Annotated in this window: 26 protein-coding genes; 11 read left to right on the forward strand and 15 right to left on the reverse strand. The window is 39.3% G+C overall.

All coding sequences use genetic code 11. The features are described from left to right. Nucleotides 1-44: 44 nt before the first annotated feature. Nucleotides 45-2,510 carry a ribonuclease R gene (gene rnr / locus A3Q33_RS06320; protein WP_081179218.1) on the reverse strand — a complete coding sequence of 822 codons (2,466 nt, stop codon included), beginning with the start codon at nt 2,508-2,510 and terminating at the stop codon, nt 45-47. A 113-nt stretch (nt 2,511-2,623) separates the two neighbouring features. Next, a complete protein-coding gene (locus tag A3Q33_RS06325; RefSeq protein WP_231295790.1) occupies nt 2,624-3,241 on the reverse strand; it encodes a tetratricopeptide repeat protein in 618 nt (205 codons plus the stop codon). 325 nt (nt 3,242-3,566) lie between these two features. Between A3Q33_RS06325 and A3Q33_RS06330 the strand changes: the two genes are divergently transcribed. Then, nucleotides 3,567-4,589, forward strand: coding sequence for a GGDEF domain-containing protein (locus A3Q33_RS06330; RefSeq protein ID WP_081179219.1), 1,023 nt, complete (start codon nt 3,567-3,569; stop codon nt 4,587-4,589). Nucleotides 4,590-4,669: 80 nt separating this feature from the next. Then, entirely contained in the window at nt 4,670-5,839 is a 1,170-nt protein-coding gene (locus tag A3Q33_RS06335; protein WP_081179220.1) for a cyclic di-GMP phosphodiesterase, read from the forward strand. 239 nt (nt 5,840-6,078) lie between these two features. On the opposite strand, the gene A3Q33_RS06340 is transcribed toward A3Q33_RS06335, so the two are convergent. The 3 genes from A3Q33_RS06340 to A3Q33_RS06350 all read right to left on the reverse strand — a co-directional run bounded on the left by A3Q33_RS06340 (nt 6,079) and on the right by A3Q33_RS06350 (nt 8,975). After that, the gene (locus A3Q33_RS06340) at nt 6,079-7,488 is read right to left on the reverse strand and encodes a M20/M25/M40 family metallo-hydrolase (protein ID WP_081179221.1); all 1,410 of its coding nucleotides are present in this window, start codon (nt 7,486-7,488) and stop codon (nt 6,079-6,081) included. Nucleotides 7,489-7,825: 337 nt separating this feature from the next. Then, nucleotides 7,826-8,167: an iron-sulfur cluster insertion protein ErpA gene (erpA, locus tag A3Q33_RS06345; RefSeq protein WP_081150069.1), complete on the reverse strand. Its 342-nt coding sequence runs from the start codon at nt 8,165-8,167 to the stop codon at nt 7,826-7,828. 64 nt (nt 8,168-8,231) lie between these two features. Further along, nucleotides 8,232-8,975 (reverse strand): DUF6776 family protein, encoded by a 744-nt coding sequence (locus tag A3Q33_RS06350; RefSeq protein ID WP_081179222.1) that lies wholly within the window; start codon nt 8,973-8,975, stop codon nt 8,232-8,234. A 59-nt stretch (nt 8,976-9,034) separates the two neighbouring features. Here A3Q33_RS06350 and A3Q33_RS06355 point away from each other — a divergent pair, with 59 nt between their 5' ends. The 4 genes from A3Q33_RS06355 to hemL all read left to right on the forward strand — a co-directional run bounded on the left by A3Q33_RS06355 (nt 9,035) and on the right by hemL (nt 13,694). Further along, nucleotides 9,035-10,723, forward strand: coding sequence for a chloride channel protein (locus A3Q33_RS06355; RefSeq protein WP_081179223.1), 1,689 nt, complete (start codon nt 9,035-9,037; stop codon nt 10,721-10,723). Next, entirely contained in the window at nt 10,723-11,154 is a 432-nt protein-coding gene (locus A3Q33_RS06360; RefSeq protein WP_081179224.1) for a CopD family protein, read from the forward strand. Before A3Q33_RS06355 ends, A3Q33_RS06360 begins: the two co-directional genes overlap by 1 nt. 200 nt (nt 11,155-11,354) lie before the next feature. After that, complete coding sequence (locus A3Q33_RS06365; RefSeq protein WP_196798059.1) at nt 11,355-12,365, forward strand: aspartate carbamoyltransferase; 1,011 nt, start codon at nt 11,355-11,357, stop codon at nt 12,363-12,365. Nucleotides 12,366-12,410: 45 nt separating this feature from the next. After that, entirely contained in the window at nt 12,411-13,694 is a 1,284-nt protein-coding gene (hemL, locus tag A3Q33_RS06370) for a glutamate-1-semialdehyde 2,1-aminomutase (protein WP_081179225.1), read from the forward strand. Between the two features lie 72 nt (nt 13,695-13,766). Here the strand turns inward: hemL and A3Q33_RS06375 are convergent, their stop codons facing one another. From A3Q33_RS06375 to zapE, 8 genes are all read right to left on the reverse strand, one after another. Continuing rightward, entirely contained in the window at nt 13,767-14,252 is a 486-nt protein-coding gene (locus A3Q33_RS06375; protein ID WP_081179226.1) for a ClpXP protease specificity-enhancing factor, read from the reverse strand. Between the two features lie 11 nt (nt 14,253-14,263). Further along, a complete protein-coding gene (gene sspA / locus A3Q33_RS06380) occupies nt 14,264-14,905 on the reverse strand; it encodes a stringent starvation protein SspA (RefSeq protein ID WP_081150077.1) in 642 nt (213 codons plus the stop codon). 97 nt (nt 14,906-15,002) lie between these two features. Further along, nucleotides 15,003-15,701: a cytochrome c1 gene (locus A3Q33_RS06385; protein ID WP_081179227.1), complete on the reverse strand. Its 699-nt coding sequence runs from the start codon at nt 15,699-15,701 to the stop codon at nt 15,003-15,005. Further along, nucleotides 15,698-16,966: a cytochrome b gene (locus A3Q33_RS06390; RefSeq protein WP_081179228.1), complete on the reverse strand. Its 1,269-nt coding sequence runs from the start codon at nt 16,964-16,966 to the stop codon at nt 15,698-15,700. The genes A3Q33_RS06385 and A3Q33_RS06390 overlap by 4 nt, the downstream gene beginning before the upstream one ends. Then, nucleotides 16,966-17,556, reverse strand: a complete 591-nt coding sequence (petA, locus tag A3Q33_RS06395; protein ID WP_081179229.1) for a ubiquinol-cytochrome c reductase iron-sulfur subunit — start codon at nt 17,554-17,556, stop codon at nt 16,966-16,968. Before petA ends, A3Q33_RS06390 begins: the two co-directional genes overlap by 1 nt. Before the next feature lie 582 nt (nt 17,557-18,138). Then, nucleotides 18,139-18,531 carry a 30S ribosomal protein S9 gene (rpsI, locus tag A3Q33_RS06400; protein ID WP_081179230.1) on the reverse strand — a complete coding sequence of 131 codons (393 nt, stop codon included), beginning with the start codon at nt 18,529-18,531 and terminating at the stop codon, nt 18,139-18,141. Between the two features lie 3 nt (nt 18,532-18,534). Next, nucleotides 18,535-18,963 (reverse strand): 50S ribosomal protein L13, encoded by a 429-nt coding sequence (rplM, locus tag A3Q33_RS06405; RefSeq protein ID WP_081179231.1) that lies wholly within the window; start codon nt 18,961-18,963, stop codon nt 18,535-18,537. Nucleotides 18,964-19,202: 239 nt separating this feature from the next. After that, the gene (gene zapE / locus A3Q33_RS06410) at nt 19,203-20,318 is read right to left on the reverse strand and encodes a cell division protein ZapE (protein WP_081179232.1); all 1,116 of its coding nucleotides are present in this window, start codon (nt 20,316-20,318) and stop codon (nt 19,203-19,205) included. A gap of 180 nt (nt 20,319-20,498) precedes the next feature. Between zapE and A3Q33_RS06415 the strand changes: the two genes are divergently transcribed. The 5 genes from A3Q33_RS06415 to A3Q33_RS06430 all read left to right on the forward strand — a co-directional run bounded on the left by A3Q33_RS06415 (nt 20,499) and on the right by A3Q33_RS06430 (nt 25,099). Next, on the forward strand, nt 20,499-20,951 hold the full coding sequence (locus A3Q33_RS06415; RefSeq protein ID WP_081179233.1) for a Z-ring associated ZapG family protein: 453 nt from the start codon (nt 20,499-20,501) through the stop codon (nt 20,949-20,951). A 125-nt stretch (nt 20,952-21,076) separates the two neighbouring features. After that, complete coding sequence (locus tag A3Q33_RS06420; protein ID WP_081179234.1) at nt 21,077-22,438, forward strand: Do family serine endopeptidase; 1,362 nt, start codon at nt 21,077-21,079, stop codon at nt 22,436-22,438. A gap of 337 nt (nt 22,439-22,775) precedes the next feature. Further along, nucleotides 22,776-23,465, forward strand: a complete 690-nt coding sequence (locus A3Q33_RS06425) for a glucosaminidase domain-containing protein (RefSeq protein WP_155866714.1) — start codon at nt 22,776-22,778, stop codon at nt 23,463-23,465. Nucleotides 23,466-23,877: 412 nt separating this feature from the next. Beyond that, on the forward strand, nt 23,878-24,006 hold the full coding sequence (locus tag A3Q33_RS20955; RefSeq protein ID WP_286160901.1) for a hypothetical protein: 129 nt from the start codon (nt 23,878-23,880) through the stop codon (nt 24,004-24,006). 34 nt (nt 24,007-24,040) lie between these two features. Then, a complete protein-coding gene (locus A3Q33_RS06430; protein WP_231295791.1) occupies nt 24,041-25,099 on the forward strand; it encodes a trypsin-like peptidase domain-containing protein in 1,059 nt (352 codons plus the stop codon). Nucleotides 25,100-25,198: 99 nt separating this feature from the next. Here the strand turns inward: A3Q33_RS06430 and murA are convergent, their stop codons facing one another. Beyond that, the gene (gene murA, locus A3Q33_RS06435) at nt 25,199-26,461 is read right to left on the reverse strand and encodes a UDP-N-acetylglucosamine 1-carboxyvinyltransferase (RefSeq protein WP_081179236.1); all 1,263 of its coding nucleotides are present in this window, start codon (nt 26,459-26,461) and stop codon (nt 25,199-25,201) included. A gap of 27 nt (nt 26,462-26,488) precedes the next feature. After that, entirely contained in the window at nt 26,489-26,746 is a 258-nt protein-coding gene (locus A3Q33_RS06440) for a BolA family protein (protein WP_081150091.1), read from the reverse strand. Nucleotides 26,747-26,750: the final 4 nt, after the last annotated feature.

The raw sequence follows: 26,750 nt of genomic DNA on the forward strand, positions 1-26,750 counted from the left end.
CTGAATTACATCATCTAACAACGCATTTACTATGGCTTTGCTTATTAAACACCTGTTTTACGTGCATTTTTACCAGGACGCTTTTTTCTCGCCTTACGCTTTTTCGCTTTAGTCGTTGTTTTATCGCTAGCTTTATCGGCAGCTTTAACCGGCTTTTTACTTGGTTTAGCTTTTTCATCAAAACTTGCTTTTGCGTCTTGTGATGTTGACTTGCCAGCAGAGCGCTTACCGCGTTTATGCTTATCCGAGCTTCTGCTTTTTGTCGTTGGTTTAGCACGCTTTATAACGGCATTTGCACCGGCTAATGCTAAATCAATTTTTTTCTCATCAAGATTAACCGCAGCAACTTGCACTTCTACCGTATCGCCAATGTGATACTTAGCACCGGTGTTTTCACCTGTTAAGCACATGCGCACATCGTCAAAGTGGTAATAGTCATGACCTAATGAGGTTATATGCACTAACCCTTCAATGTGTAAATCAGCTAAACGCACAAATAAACCAAAGTTGGTCACCGTGGATATGACACCGGTAAAAGTATCACCAACATGGTCTTGCATATATTCACATTTCAGCCAATCTGAGACATCACGCGTGGCATCGTCAGCACGACGTTCGGTCATAGAGCAATGTTCACCAAGCTCTATCACCGCTTCAGGTGTATAGCTATGTGCGCCTGCATTCGCTTCATCTTTAGCTTGCTCATCTAAAATAGCTTTAATAACACGATGTACCACTAGATCTGGGTAACGACGTATGGGCGAAGTAAAGTGGCTATATGATGGCAGTGCTAGGCCAAAGTGGCCGATATTGTCGCTTTGATAAACCGCTTGGCGCATAGAACGCAACAGCATGGTTTGAATAAGCTCTTGATCCGGACGGTCGGCAATTTTCTCTAATATATGACAATAGTCTTTCGGCTCAGGCTGTGTTTTACGTTCTCCCATGGAAGATAGGTCAAGTCCAAGCTCGTTAACATAACTGATAAAGTTATTATATTTGTCTTCACTTGGCTTATCGTGCACACGAAATAAACCGGGCTTTTTATGTTTTTCAATGAACTCTGCTGTCGCAACGTTAGCTAAAATCATACATTCTTCAATGATTTTATGCGCGTCGTTGCGCACCATTGCCACGATAGACTCTATTTTTCTATCACTGTTAAAAAGAAACTGCGACTCTGTCGTTTCAAAAGCAATAGCACCACGTTCTGTTCTTGCCTTGCTTAGCACGTGATACATGGTATTTAGGTTTTCTAAATCAGGAATCAGTGCTTGATATTGTGTGCGTAATTCTGCGCGGTAGTCTTCGTCTTTTTGCTCAGGGTTTACACCTAAAATAGTCGCGACTTTGCTATAAGTAAAACGCGCGTGGGAGCGCATTACGGCAGAATAAAATTTCGATCCTGATAATTCTCCTAAAGCAGAAATGTCCATTTCGCAAACCATACAAAGTCGGTCAACATCTGGGTTTAATGAACACAGGCCATTGGAGAGTTTTTCCGGTAACATAGGAATAACTTGGCTAGGAAAATAAACTGAATTACCACGAGAGATTGCTTCTTCATCTAATGCGGTTTTATCACGCACGTAATAACTCACATCAGCAATCGCCACCCATAAGGTCCAACCGCCGCCAGCATTAGGTTTACAATATACCGCATCGTCAAAATCTCGTGCATCTTCGCCATCAATGGTGACTAAAGGTAAATCGCGTAAATCTTTTCTTGGTGCTTTTGCTGATTCTTCAACTTCATCAGCAATACCGCTAACTTCGGCAATAACTTCTGGCGAAAATTGATTTGGAAGATCATGTTCACGCAAGGCTATTTCAATTTCCATCCCCGGCGCCATGTGTTCACCGAGCACTTCAATAACTTCACCCACCGCATTTGAACGCTTAGTCGGTCTTTGAATAACATGAACAACTACAACTTCGCCATGACGAGCGCCTAATTTTTTATCCGGCTGGATAAGAATTTCTTGCTGAATACGCGCATCATCAGGGACAACAGAAGCGATATGATGATCAACATAAAACCGCCCAACAACCCCGGCAGTACGTGGTTTAATTACGTCGAGTATTTTTACTTCTTTGCGACCTTTTCGGTCTGTGCGGTCTATCAATATCGCTTCTACAATATCACCGTGGATTACACGTTTCATTTCATAAGATGATATATAGAAGTCTTTGTCACCATCGTCTGGCGCAAAGAAGCCAAAACCATCACGATGACCGATGACTTTACCGGTTAACACATCACTACGGTTTGCGACAGCATATTGCTTAAACTTATTAAACACAATTTGGCCACTATTTTCCATGGCACGTAAACGGTGTTTTACCCCAACCACCATATCTTCATCAGTATATTGTAATTGCTTGATAAGGGCTTTAAACGTAGGCGGGATGTTAGATTTTTCGATCAGCGACAATAGCAGCTCACGGCTTGCTACGGGTTTATCATATTTGTCAGCTTCACGCTGTTTGTGCGGGTCTTTATTGGTCACATTTATTCATTAATGGTTTTTTTTGTAGTATATCGTAGATTAACTATATACCCAAGCGAGATAAAAACCTGAAACAATAACTCATCAACGCAATACTTTGCCGCCCATAGCGGTTAATACTTTCCGTTACTAGCCGCATTAACGACCCGTTCAGGCATTTTTTGCGCTAGTTTCACTAAATGCTGTGCGATAATTTTATGTTCTTTTTTATCGTCAGTAACTGATTGATGTAATTGCGTATAAAGCTGTGGGAAATCAAGCGGACTACCATGACCCGCTAAATACAAATCGGCTAATCGAAGCTGCGCTTTTAAATTATTTAGCGCCGCCGACTCTTTTAGAAAAATAAGTGCTTGATTGATATCAACTTGCACAAACTTGCCAACATGATAATAGCGCCCCATTTGCTCTAAAGCTTCAGATAAGCCCTGATCGGCAGAAGCTTGCATGTAATGTAATCCTAACGGCACATCTTTTTTCACACACACACCATAAGCAAGCATATCGCCCCAAAGAAATTGATATGAAGGCATTTGAGATTTTACCGCCCGCGCTTCAATATCTTGTACTAATTGGCAGTCATCAATAACGACTTGGCTTAAATGTTTGTTTTCTTTTATTAAATCAAGTAATACGTTATCACTATAAATTTGCACCGCGGTTAGCTCAGCCGCTGAAGCGCTAATAATCTGCGTAAAAGTAAATAAGATTGCTATAAGTAGTTTTTGCATTGGTTGCATTTTACCTCGTTGCACTGTGATGCCATTCTAATGAAGTCATTGTTTATATCGACCGTTACCATAAATAACTTAGTTAATTACCCTAATTATTTATTAGACAATTATGCAAAGTTACTTTTTCATATCAAGCTAGAACGATTGCGCTGATATAACGTTAAGTAATTACAGGAAGCAAATATAATACCACTAAATGCGTATTTTTTTCGCTAACCACTGATTTGTCGATATAAAGCAGTGTTATCCACTCGGAATGTGCTTGCACTCTCTAGCATAAAATATAACAATGCTGAAGATATGAGCAGTCAAGGCGTGTTAAATGTCGAAAATTCATCAGTTAATTGAAAATTCAAAAGTAAACGAAAGTATTGCCCGTAAATTATTTGAAATAGAAACAGAAGTGCTGGCTTGTCAATCAAGTGAGGAACTGCTGGAACGTTTACTTGGACTAATTCAAGCTAAATTTCAATTGTCTGGTATTTCATTATTACTTGCTGAGCCTACACCGATAAGTTATTTAATTAACGGGAATTTACAATCTAACTGGCATCAAAAAAACACCTCTCAGATTTCTGCTGAAAAGTTATCTCTGCTGCACGTAGACAAAAAACCTATGTTGACCAACCAACTTGAGCAACTGAATAATATTGTGCCGAAATCATTACTCACTGGTGCAAAATCAGCGGCATTAACGCCTTTGTCATTGGAAGGTAAGTTATTTGGCAGTTTATTATTTACCGATAAGTCATCAGCTCGATTTCATCAAGACTTAGGCACTTTTCATTTAGAACAACTTGCGGTTAAGGTCAGCCTTTGTTTATCGAATGTATTAATTCGAGAGCAACTTCAATACATGGCGCACTATGACCGTTTAACCGGTGTGGCGAATCGACGCCTGATGGAAGTTTGTATTGGTGAAGAGCTGATTCGCCAACGTCGCTATGGTGTACCCTTTTCAGTTTTATTTATTGATTGCAATAAATTTAAGGCCATAAATGACACTTACGGACATGACTGCGGCGACAAAGTTTTGACTTATGTTGCCAGTCAATTACAAGAATTAGTGCGAGAGAATGATAAATGCTTTCGCTATGCCGGAGATGAGTTTGTTGTCGTCCTTGCCAGCCAAACGTTATTAGAAGCTGAACAAGCGAGTGACCGTTTATGTCAATTTTTTGATGATAATCCAATGCCCTATCAAGGTACTTTATTACCCGTCAGTATTAGCTGTGGTGCCGCAGCAAGTAGTGGTAAAGAGACGATGGACGATTTATTAAAAACTGCCGACAAAAACCTTTATGTCAATAAAAAGGCAAATAACGGCATGGTATTTAAACTATAAAAATAATTTCATACAAAAATAAATTACCTTTTATTGTGCTGTGACTATTATTAAAGTTAACACCCCTAAAAAATTGTATTATGATCATAAAAGTTAGTATTAATGATTTAAAGAAAGGGCATTTTGTTGTTGATATTGTCGAACAACATGGCACTTATAACTTAACACGTGCTGGCCATATCAAAAGCGACGATGTTATCAGCGCCCTAAAAGCTAAAGGCGTTGAGTCGGTTTTAGTTGATACCACAAAAACCATTAGCGATGCCCTCAGTACCAACCTCCCAGAGCAGCTAGAAAAACCCGGTCCAGTGATTCTCGAAGTCACTAAAGCTAAAAAGCTTTTTAAGCAGTCAAAAAAGATTCAACAGCAAATTTTTCTTGACGTACAACAAGGTCGTTCAATAGAACTTGGCCCTGTTGTTGAAGTTACTAAGCACATCATCACCGCGATTTTTAAAAATCCTGATGCATTAGTTTGCGTGATAAATATTCGTGATAAAAATGAATACTTATTAGAGCACTCTGTTTCAGTCTCGGTACTTATGACTGTTTTCGCCCGCTTTTTAAAAATAGATAGAGACATTACCCATCAACTTGCTATTGGCGCGTTTCTTCATGATGTAGGTAAGATTAAGGTACCCGATAAAATACTCAATAAAGTTGAAAAACTAACTGAGCAAGAATTCCGTATTATAAAAGAGCACGTCAACCACTCAATTGAAATTATTAAAGCGATACCTGACATTTCTCCCCTCAGTATAGAGGTTGCAGCACTACATCATGAGCGTTTGGACGGTTCTGGCTATCCACAACAATTAAAGCAGGATAACATTTCAAACTATGGTGCCATGATTGCCATATGTGATATTTTTGACGCGCTAACAGCAGAAAGTTGCTATAAAAAAAATTACAGCCCAATTAAAGCATTCGGTATATTAAGAGGCTTAGCTCTTGATGGTAAACTTATGCCTAGGTTGGTTGATTTATTTATTAAATGTTTAGGGGTATACCCTGTTGGCAGTATTGTCGAGCTTAATTCAAACCGTTTAGCCATCGTAGAAAGTGGAAATTTAGACGACCCTATTAATCCAAAAGTACGTTGTTTTTATAATTTAAAATATCATCGATACATTATGGCAAAAAATATTGATTTAGCTAAAGAAGCTGACTTTATTATTCGTGGCGTTAAGGCAAAGGATTTTAATTTAGATCACAACCGAATTATCGAATTTTTATTACAGGAAGGATGACATAAGTCTATCGTAGGTCAGTCTAAGGTCAATCACCGTTGAGTTCAGTTGGCAGCATATTAACCGACATAGCCGACATCATTAACTGTCTACGCCCAATGACAACACTCACTTTAAGACAACAATTAAATTGATAATCCCAATCTGCAATTTATCATGAAATGACACTAACCAGATTAATTTATTGAAACGCTAGCTTGCTCAATAAATTAATCTATCGGCTAATGATATTTTAATGACTACTTTCTAAAGTCTACCATCGCTTGCGCAGCAAAATAGGCATACATCGTATAAATAGCCGTATTCACTTTCAGCGCTTCTGGTTCAACTTTGTCTAAAGTGTCATTTTCAGTATGGTGATAATCGAAGTAGTTAGAGCCATCAGGTGAAAAGTTTATACTTGGCATTCCAGCATCACTTAACGCACTCATATCTGATTGCCCTTTCGCATTATTTTCTGGTGCTAATGCTACGCCCATTGGAGCTAAATACTGTGCTAATTCACGTACAGCATTGAGCGACTGTGCGCCCACACCAGGAGTCATTTTGTATATGCGCCCTATACCGAAGTCCCACTCAGCACCCATAACATGAGCATTCATATCATCTTTATGTGCTATAACATATTGCTTAGCGCCCAATAAACCCACTTCTTCTGCGGCAAATAAAATAACCCGAATAGTACGTTTTGGACGTTTAGGTAGTTGCCCAATATGATGCGCTGCTGCCATTACCATACCGATACCTAAGCCATCATCTAATGCGCCGGTACCAACATCCCAACTATCTAAGTGAGCACCTAAAGAGACAATTTCATTTGGTAACTCACTGCCAGTAAACTCACCAATAACATTGGCTGAGGTTGCGACAACTTCAGCGTTAGTTTTAGCGGTCATGTTAAGGTACATACTGACTTCTTCACCACGTTTCAGTTGATTGACCAATAAATCAGCATCAGGATTAGATAAGGCCGCTGCCGGAATTTTTTTAACCTGATCTTTATAGCGCATCACACCGGTATGAGCCGTGCGATTATTGTCTGTACCTACTGAACGCATAATCAACGCTGAAGCGCCTTTTTGTGCAGCAACAACCGCACCGCCCACTCGAGTACCGACAGCAGGTCCATAACCATCGCCATCAATATGGCGCTCCATTTGGTAAGAAACGAAGGCTATTTTGCCATTAAGGCTATTATCAGGTGCAGCTTTTAGGTCATCCAAAGTTTCAAAATGCGCAACCTTGGCTGTTAAACCTCCTTTAGCTGTTCCTATGCTGCCACCTAACGCTAAAATCACGACATCATGTGGATAAGGTGCAACAATACGAGCTTTTGCTTCTCCACGTAACCAATAACTGCCCGTAACTTCTTCGGTCCATACTTTATCAAAGCCTAAAGCTTTCATTTTATTTACGGCCCAAACAATCGACTTTTTATCACCTTCTGACCCCATCAAGCGGTGACCCACTTCTGTCGTTAGCGACTCAATGAGCTGATAAGATAAATCTGATGCTAATGCGGTTGTTTTTAGCGCGTTTAATTGCGCTTGTTGGTCAGCGTTTAATTGTTGTGCTGAAGCAATAAAGCTCCCTACACTCATTAATACAGCTAAATAGGTACTGGCAATTAATTTACTTTTTGAGATCATGTTCTTCCTTAAATCAATTATTTTTCTTCATGTTGTCATTGTCGCTAAGTATCTATAAAAGGAGATTAAGTTGCAATAAATTCTCCGGTGTTAGGTAATATCGCTAATAACAAATAGTTAACAACTGTAAAGATATACTGCCCTTTAATATTCGACAAACAAACCTATAGCCTTAAAACAATACGGTTTTGAACATTAATCGACTTGGTATAATCAACTTCGAATTAATCTACTGGCTATTAAACTAGCTACCGATTTATTCACGCATTTTACATCAGTTTAGTCGGCGATCAAAAAAGCCGACATTATGTCGGCTTTCATTTATTCTCGATGTCGATTAAATCGAAAAAGAAGATCCACAACCACAGGTTGTAGTCGCATTTGGATTATTAACCAAGAAGCGACTGCCTTCTAAGCCTTCAATATAGTCAACTTCACCGTCAACTAAATACTGTAAACTCATCGGATCAATCACCATAGTGACGCCTTGTTTTTCTATCGTCATATCGCCGTCATTAACTTTTTCATCAAAAGTAAAACCATACGAAAAGCCAGAGCACCCACCGCCTGTAACGTAAACACGTAATTTCAAGTCTGGGTTTTCTTCTTCCGTGATCAACGACAATACTTTAGTCGCCGCAGCGTCAGAAAATTTAATAGGTAATTCAGGATTTGACATAAAACTCAACTTAAAACGGATTAACTAGGGCAATTATCTTAAACTTGACTGTTTTAGTCAAGTATTATGGCTGACTCTGCGTAATATTATCAATACTTTTTAGCCACGGATAACTATGATCGATACGGTTATATTTTTGCCACTTACTTTTTGGCAGTATAGCAGCAACATTAATGGTTTCAGGAATAAAATTATCTGGCAAGGTTAATTCACCTGTTATAATTTTAAAGTACTGAAAACTAAAAGATAGTTCTTTTTTACCTGCCGTCGAAAGCTCAGATAAAGCAATGCTCGTTGGCTTATTATTTAAGCTGCCGGTAAGAGAAATTTCGATATAACCTTTGGCGTAACGTTTGCGCAATAACTGTTGAACCAATACCACTTGAAAACGGTAATGCGCAGGACTTTCAGACTTAGTTAGGCTCACACCGTCAATTACCAAGCCATTCGCTTGCTTTTCAGGTGCCATAACCTTTTCATAAAAAGCGAGCTCTTTTTTAACTTGAAAATGTTCTTGTTCAATTGATTTTAAGGTTTGCTGGCTACGCGTATTTGCCATACGTTCAACTTCAAGCTCAACTTCCAAGGTATTTATGCGCTGAGTCTTTTCACCTAATTGCTGATAGATAAAGTCTAAACGTGTTTGTTGTTGTGCTAAGGTCTGCGTTTGATAGCCATGATAAAAATTACCCAGGCGATAGCCACAGAATAATAAAACGGCGACGATAACCAAGAGTAAAATTGCCGAACTAAATGTTCCTAAGCGCTTTACGACGGTGCTGAAATTTATTTTTGCTAACCAATTCATTTGAAAAGTATTATGATATCCAGAATGTCTGTAAATATGTCCAATAAAAATAACTCAATATGAAGACAATAACTCAGCTAAAAAAGCGCCTTGCTCTTCCACAAACATCCTGGCAGCTATGTTTATTAGCGGCTATTGGAGGTTTTGCATCGGCGATGCTAGTTGTACTCTTCATTTTCACCATTGAAGGCGTTCAGTCATTTTTCCTGAGCGAAAAAGACGACTATAACAGCTTAACCCCTTTAAGTCGTTTCCAATTACCAATAATTGGCGCTATCGTGATTCTCTTCTTTGCTTGGCTTACCGGCTACAAATATATCCGCAGTGGAATTCCTTTTGTCTTACATCGCTTAAAAGTTGCGAATGGCGTTATGCCTTTTCGCAACACTGTCAATCAATTCATGGGCAGTGCGGTCGCACTTATCGCAGGTTTTTCTGTAGGAAGAGAAGGCCCCGCGGTGCACTTAGGTGCTGCGTGTACAAGTTATATTGGTAATAAATTAAACCTACCTTATAACGCTATTCGCAGTTTAAGTGCTTGTGGAATTGCCGCAGGTATTGCCGCTTGTTTCAATACCCCCATTGCCGCCGTTTTGTTCGTGATGGAAGTCATATTAAGAGAATATAAAGTCCATATTTTTATACCGGTGATGATTGCCGCTATTGTCGGGTCGATGACCACGAGTACTATTTTTGGCCCCACTCATGAGTTCGGCCACTTTACGGCTATTACTATCAACACTGATCATTATCTTGCTTTGGCTTTACTCGGCATTGTGCTGGGCTTCTTTGCCTATATTTTTAACCGTTATTTAATCTTAGTGATCAAACACAGTGCCCCGTTTCATATCGTCTCACGAATACTCACCGCGGCTATTATAACCGGCGTCCTTGGCTATGCAGCACCTTATGCTATGGGCACAGATTTAAGTGCGATTAATTTTTCATTGCAAAACAACTTTGAGTTGCAATTACTCCTTGGCTTGTTGGTAGCAAAAGTGGTTATGACTATTTTTGCTCTCGGCCTTGGAATACCTGGCGGTATTATTGGCCCTATACTCGGTATTGGCGCTATCGCTGGTACCTGCGGCTCTGTAATTACATCTTATTTTATGACTGGCGATATATCTGCCAGTGATTTTGCTTTGATGGGCATGGCAGGTTTTATGGCTGCCACGCTAAATGCTCCGTTAGCGGCCCTGCTTTGTGTCGTTGAATTATCGGATCAAATAGAGATAATTGTCCCTGCTATGATTGTCATCACTAGTGCTTGTGTTTTTTCCGGGCAATTTTTTGGTAACCGCTCTATTTTCATTATGCAGTTGGAAGTTCAAGGGCTCCCCTATCGCCGACCACCAATAGAGAAGACTTTACAACGCATCGGGGTAATTGGCGTAATGGATGAAAACATCACGTTATTACATAAAGCCACTGATGCAACTATTACCACGGCCTTAATAAATCAAAATCCCCAAGATAACGTTATCTGCAAAATAACGAATGCTGATAACCAAACAGAATATATTTTTTATCAGCAAAGTAAGGCAAAAATAGATGATGTGCCTACGATAGAGAAACATACGCTGATCCCACTTTCTAGCCAATCGACACTGGCTGAAGCTTATTTATTATTGGTTAAAAACAGAACGGGAGGAGTTTACATATATCAAGATAATCCCGATGAAATTATGGGTATAATATCTTTTGACTATATTCGCTTATATTTATTGAAAGGAAATACCTATTAATGACTACCATCCTTTGGCTTAAAGCATTTCATGTGATTTTTATGGTGGCATGGTTTGCGGGTATTTTTTATTTACCGCGTATTTTTGTCAATCATGCAGAATCTTCTGAGCCACTTGTCCATCAACATCTCAAGGGAATGGAGCGACGCTTACTTTATTTTGTTACCCCCTTTGCCCTTTTCACTGTGTTACTAGGTATCGCGATTATTTATCAATATGGTTATCCATGGTTTGTTGCCGCTAAATGGCTACATATTAAAATTATGTTAGTGATTTTATTGCTCTTTTACCATGGCTATTGTTTTAAGCTAGTCAAAATATTTGCCGCGGATAAAAACACCCGTTCAGGGAAGTTTTACCGAATTTTCAACGAAATACCTGTAATAATATTATTCATTGTCATTATATTAGCCTACGTAAAACCGTTCTAATATCTTGATTTAAAATACGGCAACATTCTGTATTCAAATGAGAGAATACGTTCTCAGCATTCAACTTTTGTGCTATATTTCGCAGCAATTTTTCGCTGCCCATTAAAATGGCAGCTCACTATTTAATATAATGAAAATGAAAGTATCAATCTGGTGTTTCACTTGTCTTGATAATGATTTTTATAATTTAGGTATTATCTATGATGAAATTTGAAGGGAACCATATATTGTCTGTATCGCAGTTTGATAGAGAGAGTATTTCCCGTATTTTAGAGATTTCAACGTTAATGGCGCCTTACGCCATGCGAAAAAAGCGCTGTCATGTCCTCGATGGGGCAATATTAAGTAATTTATTTTTTGAACCCAGCACTCGTACACGCGTTAGCTTTGGCACTGCGTTTAATTTATTGGGTGGCTTTGTCAGAGAAACTGTCGGACAAGAGAATTCTTCTTTATCAAAAGGCGAATCGTTATTTGACACCGCACGTGTAATTAGTGGGTATTCTGACGTAATTGCTATGCGCCATCCGACCATGCATTCAGTGGCTGACTTTGCTAAAGGGAGCAGCGTGCCGGTAATTAACGGCGGCGATGGTGCGAACGAACACCCAACCCAAGCGTTGCTCGACTTATTTACTATTCAGTCAGAAATGGCGCGCTACGACATGGGACTAGATGGCTTAAACATTGTGTTAATGGGCGATCTTAAACATGGTAGAACAGTACATTCCCTGTCAAAATTAATCAGTTTATACAACAACATCAAAGTCACTATGATTGCTCCAAAGGCATTACAAATGCCTGACAGCGTAGTTAGCACTTTGACCGATGCAGGTCATGAAGTGGTGATTACCGATAAAATTGAAGGCAATCTAGCCTGCGATGTTATCTATCAAACGCGGATCCAACAAGAACGGTTCGCGAGTAAAGATGAAGCTGACCTATATCGTGGTCATTTTAGTTTAAATCGTAAAATCTATCAGCAATATTGTCATGAACATACCGTAATAATGCACCCATTACCACGCGACTCTCGTGCTGAAGCGAATGAGCTAGATATCGATTTAAATGACTTAGATAATTTAGCGATATTCCGCCAAGCGCAAAATGGAGTGCTAGTACGTATGGCTTTATTTGCCTTAAGTTTAGGCGTTGAAAGCAGACTTAGCCATTATGAAAAGCCTGTCACCTGGTACACTAATAAATACTAATTTTAACCTCAACAGTTAGGTTATGTTAACAATGAGTAGAACATTATGACGAAAAATTCACAGCAATTATTTAATGAAGCCCAAAATGTTATTCCTGGTGGCGTAAACTCACCCGTTCGCGCTTTTAATAGCGTTGGTGGCACACCATTGTTTATAAAAAAAGCACAAGGTGCTTATATTTTTGATGCAGAAGATAAAAAGTATGTCGATTATGTTGGTTCATGGGGCCCAATGATTTTAGGTCATAATCACCCCGCAATTCTTGCCGCCGTGATCGAAACTGCACAAAATGGACTTAGTTTCGGCGCACCCACTGAACTTGAAATAACCATGGCTGAAAAAGTACGTGAAATTGTTCCATCAATGGAACGGTTACGTATGGTCAGCTCTGGCACTGAAGCAACCATGAGTGCCATACGACTAGCACGTGGTTTTACCGGTCGTGACAAAATATTAAAATTTGAAGGTTGTTATCACGGTCATGCTGACTCTTTACTGGTAAAAGCTGGCTCTGGCATGTTGACCATGGGCGTTCCAAGCTCGCCAGGTATCCCTGAAGATGTTGCTAAGCACACCTTAACGGTCAGCTTTAACAATATTGATGAAGTAAAAGAAATTTTTGAAAAATTTGGTGATGAAATCGCCTGTATTATTGTCGAACCCGTCGCGGGCAACATGAATTGTATTCCTCCAGTAGCTGGTTTCTTGGAAGGCTTACGCGCTATTTGTGATCAATATAAAAGCGTCTTAATTTTTGATGAAGTCATGACAGGTTTTCGTGTCGCATTAGGCGGTGCACAAGCTCATTACAAAATAGTGCCAGATTTAACTACGTTAGGTAAAGTTATTGGTGGTGGAATGCCTGTAGGTGCTTTCGGTGGTAAAAAAGAAATCATGGACTACATTGCGCCTGTTGGTCCGGTTTATCAAGCGGGTACGTTATCAGGCAACCCTATTGCTATGGCAGCAGGTTTAGCGTCATTAACCGAGCTTTGTAAGGGAAACAAGCATCAACAACTTAGCGATGCAACAGAAAAGCTAGCAATGGGGTTAAAAGCTGCCGCAGAGCGCAATGGCGTATCATTAGCGATTAATTATGTGGGCGCTATGTTTGGCTTCTTCTTTACCGAGGAAGAAAATATTACTTGTTTTGCGCAAGCGACTGCCTGTGATGGCGATAAGTTCAATCGCTTCTTTCATTTGATGTTAGAAGAAGGCGTGTATCTTGCTCCTTCATCATTTGAAGCAGGCTTTGTATCAACTGCACATGGCGATGCCGAAATTGAATTTACCTTAGCTGCAGCAGATCGTTGTTTCGCTAAGCTATAACGTTTCTGTTATTTTCGAACAAAAAAAGGTAAGCATCATGCTTACCTTTTTTAATATCTACACTTTAACGACTTAGTCTTGTTTGTTTTTTACAACCGACAGGCTAGGCTTTTTCGCTTTTGATGCTTGAGCGCTTTGCTTTTCACCTGAAGTTTTCACTTGGCTGTCTACTGCTTTCACCGAAGACATTTTCGCAGGTGCTTGTTCTGGTGCTTCAGCAATATCATCCAGATCAGGATGCTCTATCGCTAGCGATGTACCAGCACCATTTTCTTTAGCATAAATAGCGCCAACAGCGCCATAAGGCACGCTCATATGTTCAAGCTTACCGCCAAAACGCGCACTAAGTTCGATCGTATCTTCACCCATTGCGATACTACCAACAGCGGATAAAGAAACATTTAACACGATTTGACCGTCATTAACATAAGACATTGGCACCATAACACCATAAACATTCACATCAACAACAATGTAAGGTGTTAAACCATTATCAGAAATCCAGTCATAGAAAGCCTTAACAATATAAGGCTTAGTTGATGTCATATCGCTTGTCATGAGTTAGATCTTTAAACCGGTGCGCCAAAGCGAAGTTCACGCTCAGACTCAGTTAATGACGCTTGAAATGACTCACGTTCAAATACTTTTAACATGTAAGATTTTAGTTCTTTAGAACCTTGACCTTCTAGCTCAATACCCATAACAGGTAAACGCCATAATAGCGGAGCCAAGTAACAATCAACTAAACTGAACTCTTCACTCATAAAGTAAGGTGCTTCATTCAAAATAGGGGCAACACTTAGCAAGCTTTCTTTCAATTCTTGACGCGCTTTTGCTGCTGCATCGGCTGGTCCGTTATAGATAGTTTTAGCTAAACTGTACCAGTCTTGCTCAATACGATGCATCATTAGACGACTACGACCACGAGACACAGGATAAACCGGCATTAGTGGTGGATGAGGAAAACGCTCATCCAAGTATTCGATAATAATTGAAGCTTCATATAATGCTAATTCGCGATCAATTAACGTAGGCACGGTGCCATAAGGATTTAAATCAAGTAAATCCTCAGGTAAATTGGCTAAGTCAACCAAATGGATGTCAACTCCGACACCCTTCTCTGCCAACACAATGCGGGTTTGATGACTGTACATATCATCTGCATGCGAATATAAAGTCATAACAGAGCGTTTGTTTGCGGCTATGGCCATAATGCCTCCAAAAAATTTTTAATTAAAAAAACTAACAAAGGGGGCCAAAGCCCCCAGTAATATCTAAAGTTTACACTGTTTTAAAGAACATTAATAACTAGTGTACATCTCTCCAGTATTCTTTCTTCAGTAAGTATGCAAAGAATAACAGGATAAATAGGAAACCAATGACCCAATAACCTAAGCTTTCACGCTCAAGTTTGTTTGGCTCGCCGGTGTACTCTAAGAAGTTGGTTAAGTCACGAGCAAATTCATCATATTCTTCGGTGGTCATAGAACCGCCAGTAGCCTCAGAAAGGTTACCATGCTCATCTATTGTACGAACACCTTGAAGATTTTGTAATACATGTGGCATACCAACATCTTTAAAGACTTTATTGTTTACACCAAATGGGCGGCTTTCATCAACATAGAAAGAACGCAAATATGTGTATATCCAATCAGGACTTCTAAAGCGAGCTTCAAGTGTTAAATCTGGTGGTGTGCTACCAAACCACTTAGCCGCTTCTTTGCCTGGCATAGTATTAGTAATATGATCACCGACTTTTTCACCGGTATACATATAATTAGCCGCGCCATCTTCATCAGAAATGCCAAGGTCAGCAAACGTACGATTGTAACGTTGATACTTTAATTCGTGACAAGCTAAACAGTTATTAATGTAAGCTTCAAAACCACGTTTTAGAGACTCTTTGTCACGTAAATCATTGTTAGCCTTATCTAAATCTATACTAGGCCCAGCGGCTATTGCTAACATAGGTAGCACAGCTAAAACTGCTAAAATAAATTTTTTCATTTTCCTGTCACCCTCTCTGGAACTGGCTGAGTTTTTTCGTTTTTACTGTAAATCCATATCGCAACGAAAAAGCCAAAGTAACCGAAACTCGCAATCGTACCAATCATGTTATTTAGTGGGTTTGAAGGCAAAGTACCTAAAACACCTAAAATAATAAAACAAATAGCGAACTGAACAAGATTTACCGTATGGGCAGTACAACGGTAGCGCAATGATTTAACCGTACCACGGTCGAACCAAGGCAACATGAACAATGCGATAATAGCACCAAACATACCTACGGCACCTAACAGCTTATCTGGAATAATACGCAAAATAGTATAGAAAGGACCAAAATACCATACAGGAGCGATATGCTCTGGCGTTTTCAAGCCATTAGCAGGTTCAAAGTTTGGCGCCTCAATAAAGTAGCCACCACCTTCTGGTGCAAAGAACATAACACCACAAAATATAATCAAGAATATGACTACGGCAACTAAATCTTTAACCGTGTAATAAGGGTGGAAAGGTATCGCATCAACAATATCGTATTTCTTCGTATACTGCTCATGGAAAGTAAATTTACTTTGCTCTTCAGGAGGTACACTACCTTTAGGCTTTTTAATATTCGTGCCGTCTGGGTTATTTGAACCGACTTCATGTAGCGCTAAAATGTGTAAGAAAACTAACACAACTAACACTAATGGTAAGGCAATAACATGCAAAGCAAAGAAGCGGTTTAGCGTCGCTCCGGATATAACATAATCACCACGGATCCACAGTGTTAAGTCATCACCGATAACAGGAATAGCGCCAAAAATAGAGATAATTACTTGCGCGCCCCAGTACGACATATTACCCCAAGGTAATAAGTAGCCCATGAAGGCTTCAGCCATTAATACTAAGAATATTAACATACCAAATAACCACAATAATTCACGCGGTTTTTGGTAAGAGCCGTACATCATGCCACGGAACATATGCATATAAACAACAACAAAGAATGCAGAAGCACCCGTTGAGTGCATATAACGTAGCAACCAACCATAATCCACATCACGCATGATGTATTCTACAGAAGCGAAAGCACCTTCGCCTGAAGGTTCATAGTTCATTGTTAACCAAACACCTGTTAACAATTGGTTGACTAAAACAACACTCGCTAAAATACCAAATACATACCAAAAGTTGAAGTTCTTCGGTGCTGGGTATTGTGCAGCATGTTTATTCATCGCATCCATCAAAGGAAGACGCTGTTCGATCCAAGCCATTAAGTTAGAAAACATTATGCTTCTCCTCCAGACACACCAATTAACAAGGTAGCATCGGTAGGAAATGAATGCTCAGGAACCATTAAGTTACTTGGTGCTGGAACACTTTGGAAAACACGACCTGCCATATCAAATTTAGAGCCATGACAAGGACAGAAGAAGCCATCTTTAACGCCTTCTACTTCTTGATCAAAGTCACCTTTACGATATGTTGGAGCACAACCTAAGTGAGTACACACGCCTAAAGCCACTAAGAATTCAGGCTTAATCGAGCGATATGCGTTAGTCGCATAAACCGGCTGTTGTGGCACTTCTGATTGTGGGTCTTTCAATTGGCCGTCATGTGCACTTAAACCAGAGAGTATTTCTTCTGTTCTACGTACCACATATACTGGCTTTCCGCGCCATTCAGCACGAATTAATTGACCAGGCTCTATCTTACTTACATTGACTTCAACCGGCGCACCTGCAGCTTTCGCACGCGCGCTAGGGTTCCAAGATCCAATGAAAGGCACAGCCACACCGACAACACCAACACCACCAACTACCGAAGTAGCCGCAGTTAAAAAGCGTCGACGGCTGTTGTTAACAGGCGCATTGCTCATTCAAACTCTCCAATTATTATCTAGCTAAAACAACATCACATGACTAAGAAAGCTACCTAGTTACTGCGAAGATTGCTGATCGACTAAATCAACGACAAAAAAATTGTTCTGATAATAAAGAAAACCCTTGTTTTTTACAAGGTAATTAAGCTTTTCAATTAAGGTTTATGTAAATAAAAGCCAATTATTCCAACTTAATAAAAACTATTCGTATTTACAGCTTTATTATCGAATGAATAGTTATTGAATACTGAATAAATATAACATGCCATTAGTCAATTCTTTTACGTCGGTGTAAATAATTGTGTATCGACTAAATCGATAGAAATGTACGCTAAAATAATTATCCACACTGGCGATTGTTTAATCCCTAAATGCGATAGGAATAAGTTAACACTGAACGTCAACTTAATGTTGGTTATAACCTAGGAAATTGACAGCGAACAATTAATAAAACTTAAAGAACGTAGCGGCCAAAGCGGCACCAGCGTTATGTCACAATAATGTCATCACGAGATAGTGTAAATTGAGAGCAAAAAAAAACCGGCAGAAGCCGGTTTTTTAAATAACATAACGTAAATATTAACGTTTTGAAAATTGTGGCTTTTTACGAGCCTTGTGTAAACCAACTTTCTTACGTTCAACTTTACGAGCATCACGAGTAACGAAACCAGCATTACGTAGAGCACTACGTAAAGTTTCGTCAAACTCCATTAATGCACGAGTAATACCGTGACGAATTGCGCCAGCTTGACCAGAAATACCACCACCAGTTACAGTGATGTTAAAGTCAAACTTTTCTAACATTTCAACTAAGTCTAATGGTTGACGAACAACCATACGAGCCGTTTCACGACCAAAGTATACAGAAATGTCACGTTTGTTAATTGTGATTGCACCGCTACCAGCTTTCATGAACACACGAGCCGTTGAGCTCTTGCGACGACCAGTACCGTAATATTGATTATCAGCCATTGCTTAAAGCTCCAAAAGTTGTGGTTGTTGTGCTGTATGTTTATGTTCAGTACCCGCGTAAACTTTAAGTTTACGGAACATTTCACGACCTAAAGGACCTTTAGGTAACATACCCTTAACTGCGAATTCAATCACGCGCTCTGGAGCTTTTTCGATTAGCTTTTCAAAGCTAATTTGCTTAAGACCACCAACAAATTCTGTATGCGAGTAGTAAATTTTACCCTTCGCTTTGTTACCAGTTACTCTTACTTTCTCAGCATTGATAACAACGATGTAATCGCCAGTATCTACGTGAGGAGTATATTCTGCTTTATGCTTACCGCGTAAACGGCTTGCAATTTCAGTAGCGATACGACCTAAAGTTTTATTTTCGGCGTCCACTAAGAACCATTCGCGTTGTACGCTTTCTGGTTTAGCTACAAAAGTTTTCATTAAAAAACCCAATTATATAAATGTTACTTAAATAATAACCTAAGAAAACCTTAAGTTATCCGTTAAAAGACTACGCTATTGCCCCTTCGAGCATCGAGTCCGTTGCCAGTCCTCTGGAAAAAGAACAAGCTTTGTAACGTAGGGAGGCCGGATTATACAGAACAATAATCTAAAGATCACGCCTATTTTTTAATCTTTTCGGCTTATATTCGAAATTCGGGTCAATAAATAATAATTATCTAAGGTAAATGTTCACTGGCCAAATAACTATGTGACTGCATTTCCTGCAAGCGACTTAAGCAACGCTTGAATTCAAATGTTAAGCGCCCGTCTAAATACAAACACTCTAAAGCGACTTCAGCCGAAATAATCAACTTAACATGACGCTCATAAAATTCGTCGACTAAGGCAATAAATCGACGCGTACTATCATCATTATCAACGCCCATTTGTGTAACATTTGCCAATAACACTGTGTGGTATAGACGGCTTAGTTCCATATAATCACGCTGACTGCGCGCAGACTCACACAAAGTAGAGAACTCAAAGTGCACCACGCCATCTGATTCCTGTATAGTGGTTAACGGGCGATTATTAATGTTGATAACCTTCCCTGTTTGACCTGTTTCAATCGACAACTGTTGAAAGTAATGCATTAAGTTTTCATCGGCTTGTTGATCTAGCGGAAAATGAAAAATTTCAGCTTGCTCTAACGTACGAAGTCGATAATCAACACCACTGTCAACGTTGATCACATCACAGCATTCATTAATTAACTTTATTGCAGGAAGGAAACGTTCTCGCTGCAAGCCATTACGATATAATTCATCGGGGATAATATTTGACGTAGCGACAAGGGTAACATTGTGGGCAAATAACTCTTCAAATAATGTCCCCAAAATCATTGCATCAGTAATATCTGAAACAAAAAACTCATCAAAACATATAATGCACGTTTCATCAGCAAAGCGTTTAGCAATAACTTTTAATGGATCAGATTGCCCCTGCAGAGATTTTAATTCCTCGTGCACTCGGTGCATAAAGCGATGAAAATGCACTCGCATTTTATTTTGGAACGGTAAGCAATCATAAAACGTATCAACAAGATAAGTTTTACCACGGCCAACACCACCCCAAAAATAAATACCTTTAATTATTCTTACCTCTGGCTTCGCTACTACTCTTTTCCAGCTATTCAATACTTTTTTAAAGCCAGTGACTGGCAATGGTTGGGTAATTAAATCGTCATATAGGCGTTGTAAATTTTGAACCGCATTTTCTTGTGCTGCATCAAAGTGAAAGTCCTCGCGGGTTAAATCTTGTTTATACTTTCCAATTGGGGATAATTTAATCATTTAACAGCCATTTAATTAGTACTAACTTTATTTTTTTATAGCGTTTACACAAACTACACTTGAAATATATATATTTGCAAATATATTCATTAGGAAAGTAGCGTGAAGCACGTTATATTAAATTGGATTGAAGGTTATTTTCTCTAATTTTTTCCATGAATACAATGAAGGTAAAGAAATATGAATGTTGTTTTAGGGCTTGGGCTATTTATCGTTGGTGCAATTGTCGGTTTTTTTGCTAACAGAACACTTTTTTCATCGGCACAAGAAACACAAAAACTCGCTGCAAAAGCCAGTCAAAGTGAATCGGAGTTAGCACGATATAAACTTGATGTAGCAGAACATCTTGAAAACTCAGCATCTTTGCTTGAGCAAATGAATAGCACCTGCCAAGTAGCGATGGCTCAAATGGCACAAAGCACCCAACTGTTGCAACAAGCAACACCTGAAAACATTGAGAATATGCCATTTTTCTCTAAAGAAACCCAAGAGCAGTTGGCGCAAACCGTAAATTTACGTCACAACAAAAATTTGCGTAAAAATGACGAAACCGCCTCAGAGCCTCCGTTAGATTACTCCGGTGCGCCAAGCGGTTTGTTTGACGATAAGAAACATAGTGTTACAAATAGCTAGGAACTATTTTTTTTATTCCATGTCTTCTATTGGGTGATAATAACAGGATTAATTCGCTAAACATTAGCGAAGCGAAAAGTTAATCCTGTTACTAATAAATACTTTAATTAGGAGTTTTCTGTTATATGAAAAAACTATCAGTTTTAATTAATACTTTTTTACTTTCCGCTTCAATTGCCGTAGCAAGTTTACCTGTGCAAGCAGCATTGCCTCAATCGCTAAACGGTCAAACAATGCCTAGCCTTGCGCCCATGCTGGAACAAGTAACCCCAGGGGTTGTACTTATTTCAGTTCGTGGCACCCATGAAGTTCAACAGCGTGTTCCAGACGCCTTCAAGTTTTTCTTTGGTAACCCTCGCCAAAACCAAGGTCAACAAAAAGAACGTGAGTTTCGAGGCTTAGGCTCAGGTGTTATTCTTGATGCTGATAAAGGCTATATCGTCACTAACAGTCACGTAATAAATGATGCTGATGAAATTCAAATCACCTTAAAAGATGGCCGTCAACTTGAGGCTAAAAAAATTGGTGGTGACGAAGCAAGCGACATCGCTTTATTGCAAATTGTCGCAGACGACCTTATTGCCGTAAAATTTGCAGACTCTGATCGGATACGCGTTGGAGATTTTGCGGTGGCAATTGGTAGCCCATTTGGTTTAGGACAAACAGTTACTTCAGGTATCGTCAGTGCCTTAGGTCGTAGTGGTTTAAACATTGAAAATTACGAAGATTTCATTCAAACCGATGCTGCGATCAATAGCGGTAATTCAGGCGGTGCCTTAATCAATTTACGTGGTGAGCTTATTGGTATCAATACCGCCATTTTAGGCCCTAATGGTGGCAATGTCGGCATTGGCTTTGCTATTCCGAGCAATATGGTACAAAACCTGGTTAATCAAATCATTGAATTTGGCGAAGTTCGTCGCGGCGTATTAGGTGTTGCTGGTCGTAGTGTTACCAGTGAAATTGCCAAAGCGATGGAGCTTGACGTCAGCCAAGGTGGCTTTGTCGAACAAGTAACAAAAGACTCAGCCGCTGATGAAGCCGGTATTCGTGCTGGTGATGTCATTATTAAAATCAATGGCAAAATGATCAAAACCTTTAACGAGCTTAGAGGAAAAATTGGCTCAATAGGGGCAGGGAAAACCATCAAAATTACCGTAATTAGAAAAGACGGTAAAGAGAAGACCTATGATGTCACGTTGAAAAAGTCTGAAATGGATAAAATCGAAGCAGTGAGTTTACATCGCATGCTTGATGGTGCAGAGCTAGAGAACGATGATAAAGGCAATGGCATTATCGTTGCTGAAATTGCAGAAAATAGCCCTGCAGCTGCAGTTGGCTTACGCAAAGGTGATGTAATTAACGGCATTAACCGCCAACGCATTAATAATATTGGTGAGTTGCGTAGTTACTTAAATGATCATAAAGGCGTGTTTGCACTGAATGTGCAGCGGAATAATTCGTCATTATTCTTAATGATCCGTTAGTCCTCCAGCAGTAAAAAGTTATTGATTAGTAATGTTTTTTACTAATTTTTAAAAAAATCAAGCCTGTCAAACGACAGGCTTTTTTATACCCTTTACTTCTAAGTCGCCACACTTGAATTTAAGAGTTTATAGCCGTTCATGACACAATTATAGCAAGCCTATTCGCAATACTATTTTGGTTTTGGTTTTGGTTTAGGTTTAGGTTTAGGGAAAAGCTAACGATCAGCCGATATTATTTACAAACTGATCTGACTTCAAAATAACCGATTTTAGAGCAAAGTAACTTATGTGCTATTATAGCTTATCTTGTTTTTTACAATTGAATTAAAGGCTTTATATGAAATTAACTTCTTCTCAATCAAAAATTTTAATCGTACTTATTTCTATCTTCTTAGTATCCGCCGTTATTTATTTCTACACAGCGAAAGACACAACACTGCCAAAAATGACAGTACAAGAGAAAAAAGCACGTTTTAAAGCGCTTATAATACCGGCCGTAGACGAAGTTTATGATGACCTTATGGTGCAATATAATGACGTATCAGCATCACTAAAATCGGGTAGTAATACTGATGAAATAGCAGAACTTAAAGTGGAATATAAAGCCAAAAGTGATGCAGAACTTCTTATGGCACTTAAGCCACATCCAAAAAGCATTGCTATTGCTCAGGCTGCAATGGAAAGTTCTTGGGCAACTTCTCGATTCTTTAGAGAAGCGTATAATATTTTCGGTGTTTGGTCGTTTGATGAAGATGAACCTAGAATAGCTGCACTGCAAAAACGCGGTGATAAAACAATTTGGGTTAAAGAATACTCTTCAGTAAAAGCGTCAGTTAGTGATTACTACCGCACTATTGCTCGTGGTGATGCATTTAAAGAATTTAGACAATTAAAAATGAAAACCAACGACCCGCATGCTTTGGTTAAAAAATTAGACCGCTATTCTGAAAAAGGCGCTGAATATGGTCATGAGTTAACATCCATTATTAAGTTTAATAAATTTCGTCAATATGACGCTATAAATTAAAACACTCAATATTTCAGTTTTTTAAATACCTCAGGAATATAGATTATTCATAGTTTTAGATTGTAAGAATATACAAGTCGTACGCTTGGTTCTGCAGTCTAAAACTATAATAACCTTATTTACGAAGCTCATTAAAACCATTCCGGCGCTTACATCGGTAACGCCAGCTAATAACATTAAGCGTCCCCTAAATAACATTCTCCAGCGCCATTAAGCAGCCCCAAGTTCATTAATTATCTGCATCCATGCGATGACAAACTTAAATAAATAGCGCACAAGAACTGTCTATTTCCAACGCTGCAGTAATACGAGCCACCCATTACACTTCGCCATGGCGCCTCGTCTGTTTTTTTAGGATACTTTTTGGATACTTTCTGAATTAGATTCTTACAATGGCTGCTCCAACTTGCATATGACTAGACAAAACGTGCATTCAGGCATGCGCTTTAATACCCTATTCCTAGGCAAAGTAGCACAAGCTAAGTGTTCTGCTGAGCAGCTAGCTGAGAAAAACTTTATAACAACAAAGGCTTTATGGTAATCTACAAAAAATTAGACTAATAAAAATAATCCTGTTGAAAATTATCAATGCCCTAAAATTTTTTATTCGCTCAGCTAGCTATGGTGTTATGTTTGCTGTGGTTCTGTTGTTACTCGTTCCTGAACTGCGTGAAAACAATATCGTTCCATGGAAATTTCTCTCTACTACTGAGAAACATCAACAACCATTGTCTTATGCTAAAGCAGTACGTTTAGCCGGCCCTGCGGTAGTCAATATATACACTGAAGATATTCAAGTAAATCCGACTTATGGCCGCCAACCGCGCAAAGTAACTCGTTTAGGCAGTGGTGTAATCATGCATGAGCAAGGTTATATCTTAACTAATTATCATGTTGTGCAAAGTGCTGATTTAATCGTTGTTGTATTACAGCGAGGACAAGAACTGCATGCTGAACTTATTGGTTACGATGTACTTACCGATCTTGCTGTATTAAAAGTTCAAGATAATAATTTACCCGTGATCCCGCAAATCAGTACATTAACATCACAAGTGGGCGATGTAGTTTTAGCGATAGGTAATCCTTTAAACCTTGGACAAACTGTGACCCAAGGTATTGTCAGTGCTACAGGCCAAAGCGGATTAAGCACTAGCTACTTACAGTTTTTACAAATGGATGCTGCCATTAATGAAGGTAACTCTGGTGGTGCACTTATCAACTCTAATGGTGAATTAGTCGGTATCAATTCAAGAAAATTTACTCAGGCTAATCCTAATCTGAATATTCAGGGAATATTTTTTGCTGTACCTTATCAATTAGCTCGAACCATTATGTTAAAAATTATAGAGCATGGGCGCGTAGTTCGGGGATGGCTCGGCGTTGACGCAAACGATTCTTTGACTAATCTCAAAGGCTTTATTATTGGGACAATTACCCCAAACAGCCCAGCGCTTAAAGCAGGGCTGCAGTCAGGTGACGTAGTTTATCAAATTGACGACATTCGATTACTGAATGCAAAACAAGGTTTAGATGTTGTCGCTGAGGCGGCCCCAGGGAGCATATTAAACTTTATGATCTCTCGCGATAATCAACTGCTAACCTTACCAGTCACCATCGTTGAAATACCAAAGTAATCAGCTGTAATACTTCTTTGCATAAAAATAAAAATCCCAGCTATTAGCTGGGATTTTTTATCGTTCTGTTACCGGTTAATACACATTAACCTTTGTCTGCTATGAGGCTTTAATACGCGTGATGTTTGCGCCTAGAGCTTGTAGCTTATCTTCAATTTTCTGATAGCCACGGTCAATATGGTAAATACGGTCAACTTGCGTTTCAGTACTCGCCACTAATCCCGCAATAACTAAGCTCGCTGAAGCACGTAAATCAGTGGCCATTACTTGCGCACCATTTAACTGTTCAACACCTGTACTGATTGCTGTGTTGCCTTCAAGACTTATTTTTGCACCCATACGCTGTAATTCAGGCACATGCATAAAGCGATTTTCGAAAATAGTTTCTGTTGTCGTTGCTGTACCTTCGGCTATCGCATTCATTGCAACGAATTGCGCTTGCATATCTGTTGGAAATGCAGGATGAGGTGCCGTGCGAATATTAACTGCTTTTGGTCTTGAGGTCATTTCTAGCTCAATCCAATCATCACCAGTAGTGATAACCGCGCCGGCCTCTTGTAATTTACTGAGTACTGCATCTAAGGCTTTAGGATCAGTATTTAAACATCTTACCTTACCTTGTGTTACTGCTGCAGCAACTAAAAATGTACCTGTTTCAATTCGATCAGGCATCACTGAGTAACTTTCACCTTGAAGCTTTTCAACACCCGTGATCGTTAACGTATCAGAGCCTGCACCTAAAACAATGGCACCCATGCTATTTAAACAATTAGCTAAATCGACAATTTCAGGCTCACGCGCTGCATTTTCAATAATCGTTACGCCATCAGCAAGTGCTGCCGCCATCATCAAGTTTTCAGTGCCGGTAACACTAACAGTATCCATAAAAATGGTCGCGCCTTTGAGGCGGCCATTGTTACGAGCAACGATATAGCCATTCTCAACTTCTATATCTGCACCCATCAATTTCAAACCATGAATATGCAGGTTAACCGGTCTAGCACCAATTGCACAACCTCCCGGTAAAGACACTTCTGCATGACCAAAACGAGCAAGCAAAGGACCTAGAACTAAAATAGAAGCTCGCATAGTTTTTACTAATTCATATGACGCGCGACAATGATCAATGCTACTCGCATCTATCATCAAACTACTCTCACTAACCCACTGGCATTTTGCGCCGAACTGTGACAAAAGTTTAATCGTCGTTTCAATATCATTAAGCTTGGGTACGTTGGAAAAAGTAACCGGCGTTTCCGAGAGTAATGCGGACATTAAAATAGGTAATGCCGCATTTTTTGCGCCTGAAATAGTCACTTCGCCGTGTAGTGGTTGCCCACCAATAATTTTAAATGCGTCCAATATTATATTCTTTTTTGTCTGTGTGAATTAAAGAGGTAAGTTAAACATTTTTTCACGTTGCCAAACAGACGTTGTGAAGGTTTTAATAGATACCGCGTGAATCAGGCCGTCATTAATAACTTGTGTTAAAGGGGCATAGATTGTTTGCTGCTTTTTTACGCGGCTCAAGTCGCCAAGAAAATCGGCAACAGCGATAATTTTACATTGTGAGCCATCAAATGACACATGGATTTCGTCTAATTCAACCGCATCGGTAATTAGCTTTTCTATATCTTTTACTTCCACTTTT

Origin of the sequence: Colwellia sp. PAMC 21821 (assembly GCF_002077175.1) — a bacterium.
Classification (GTDB): domain Bacteria; phylum Pseudomonadota; class Gammaproteobacteria; order Enterobacterales; family Alteromonadaceae; genus Cognaticolwellia.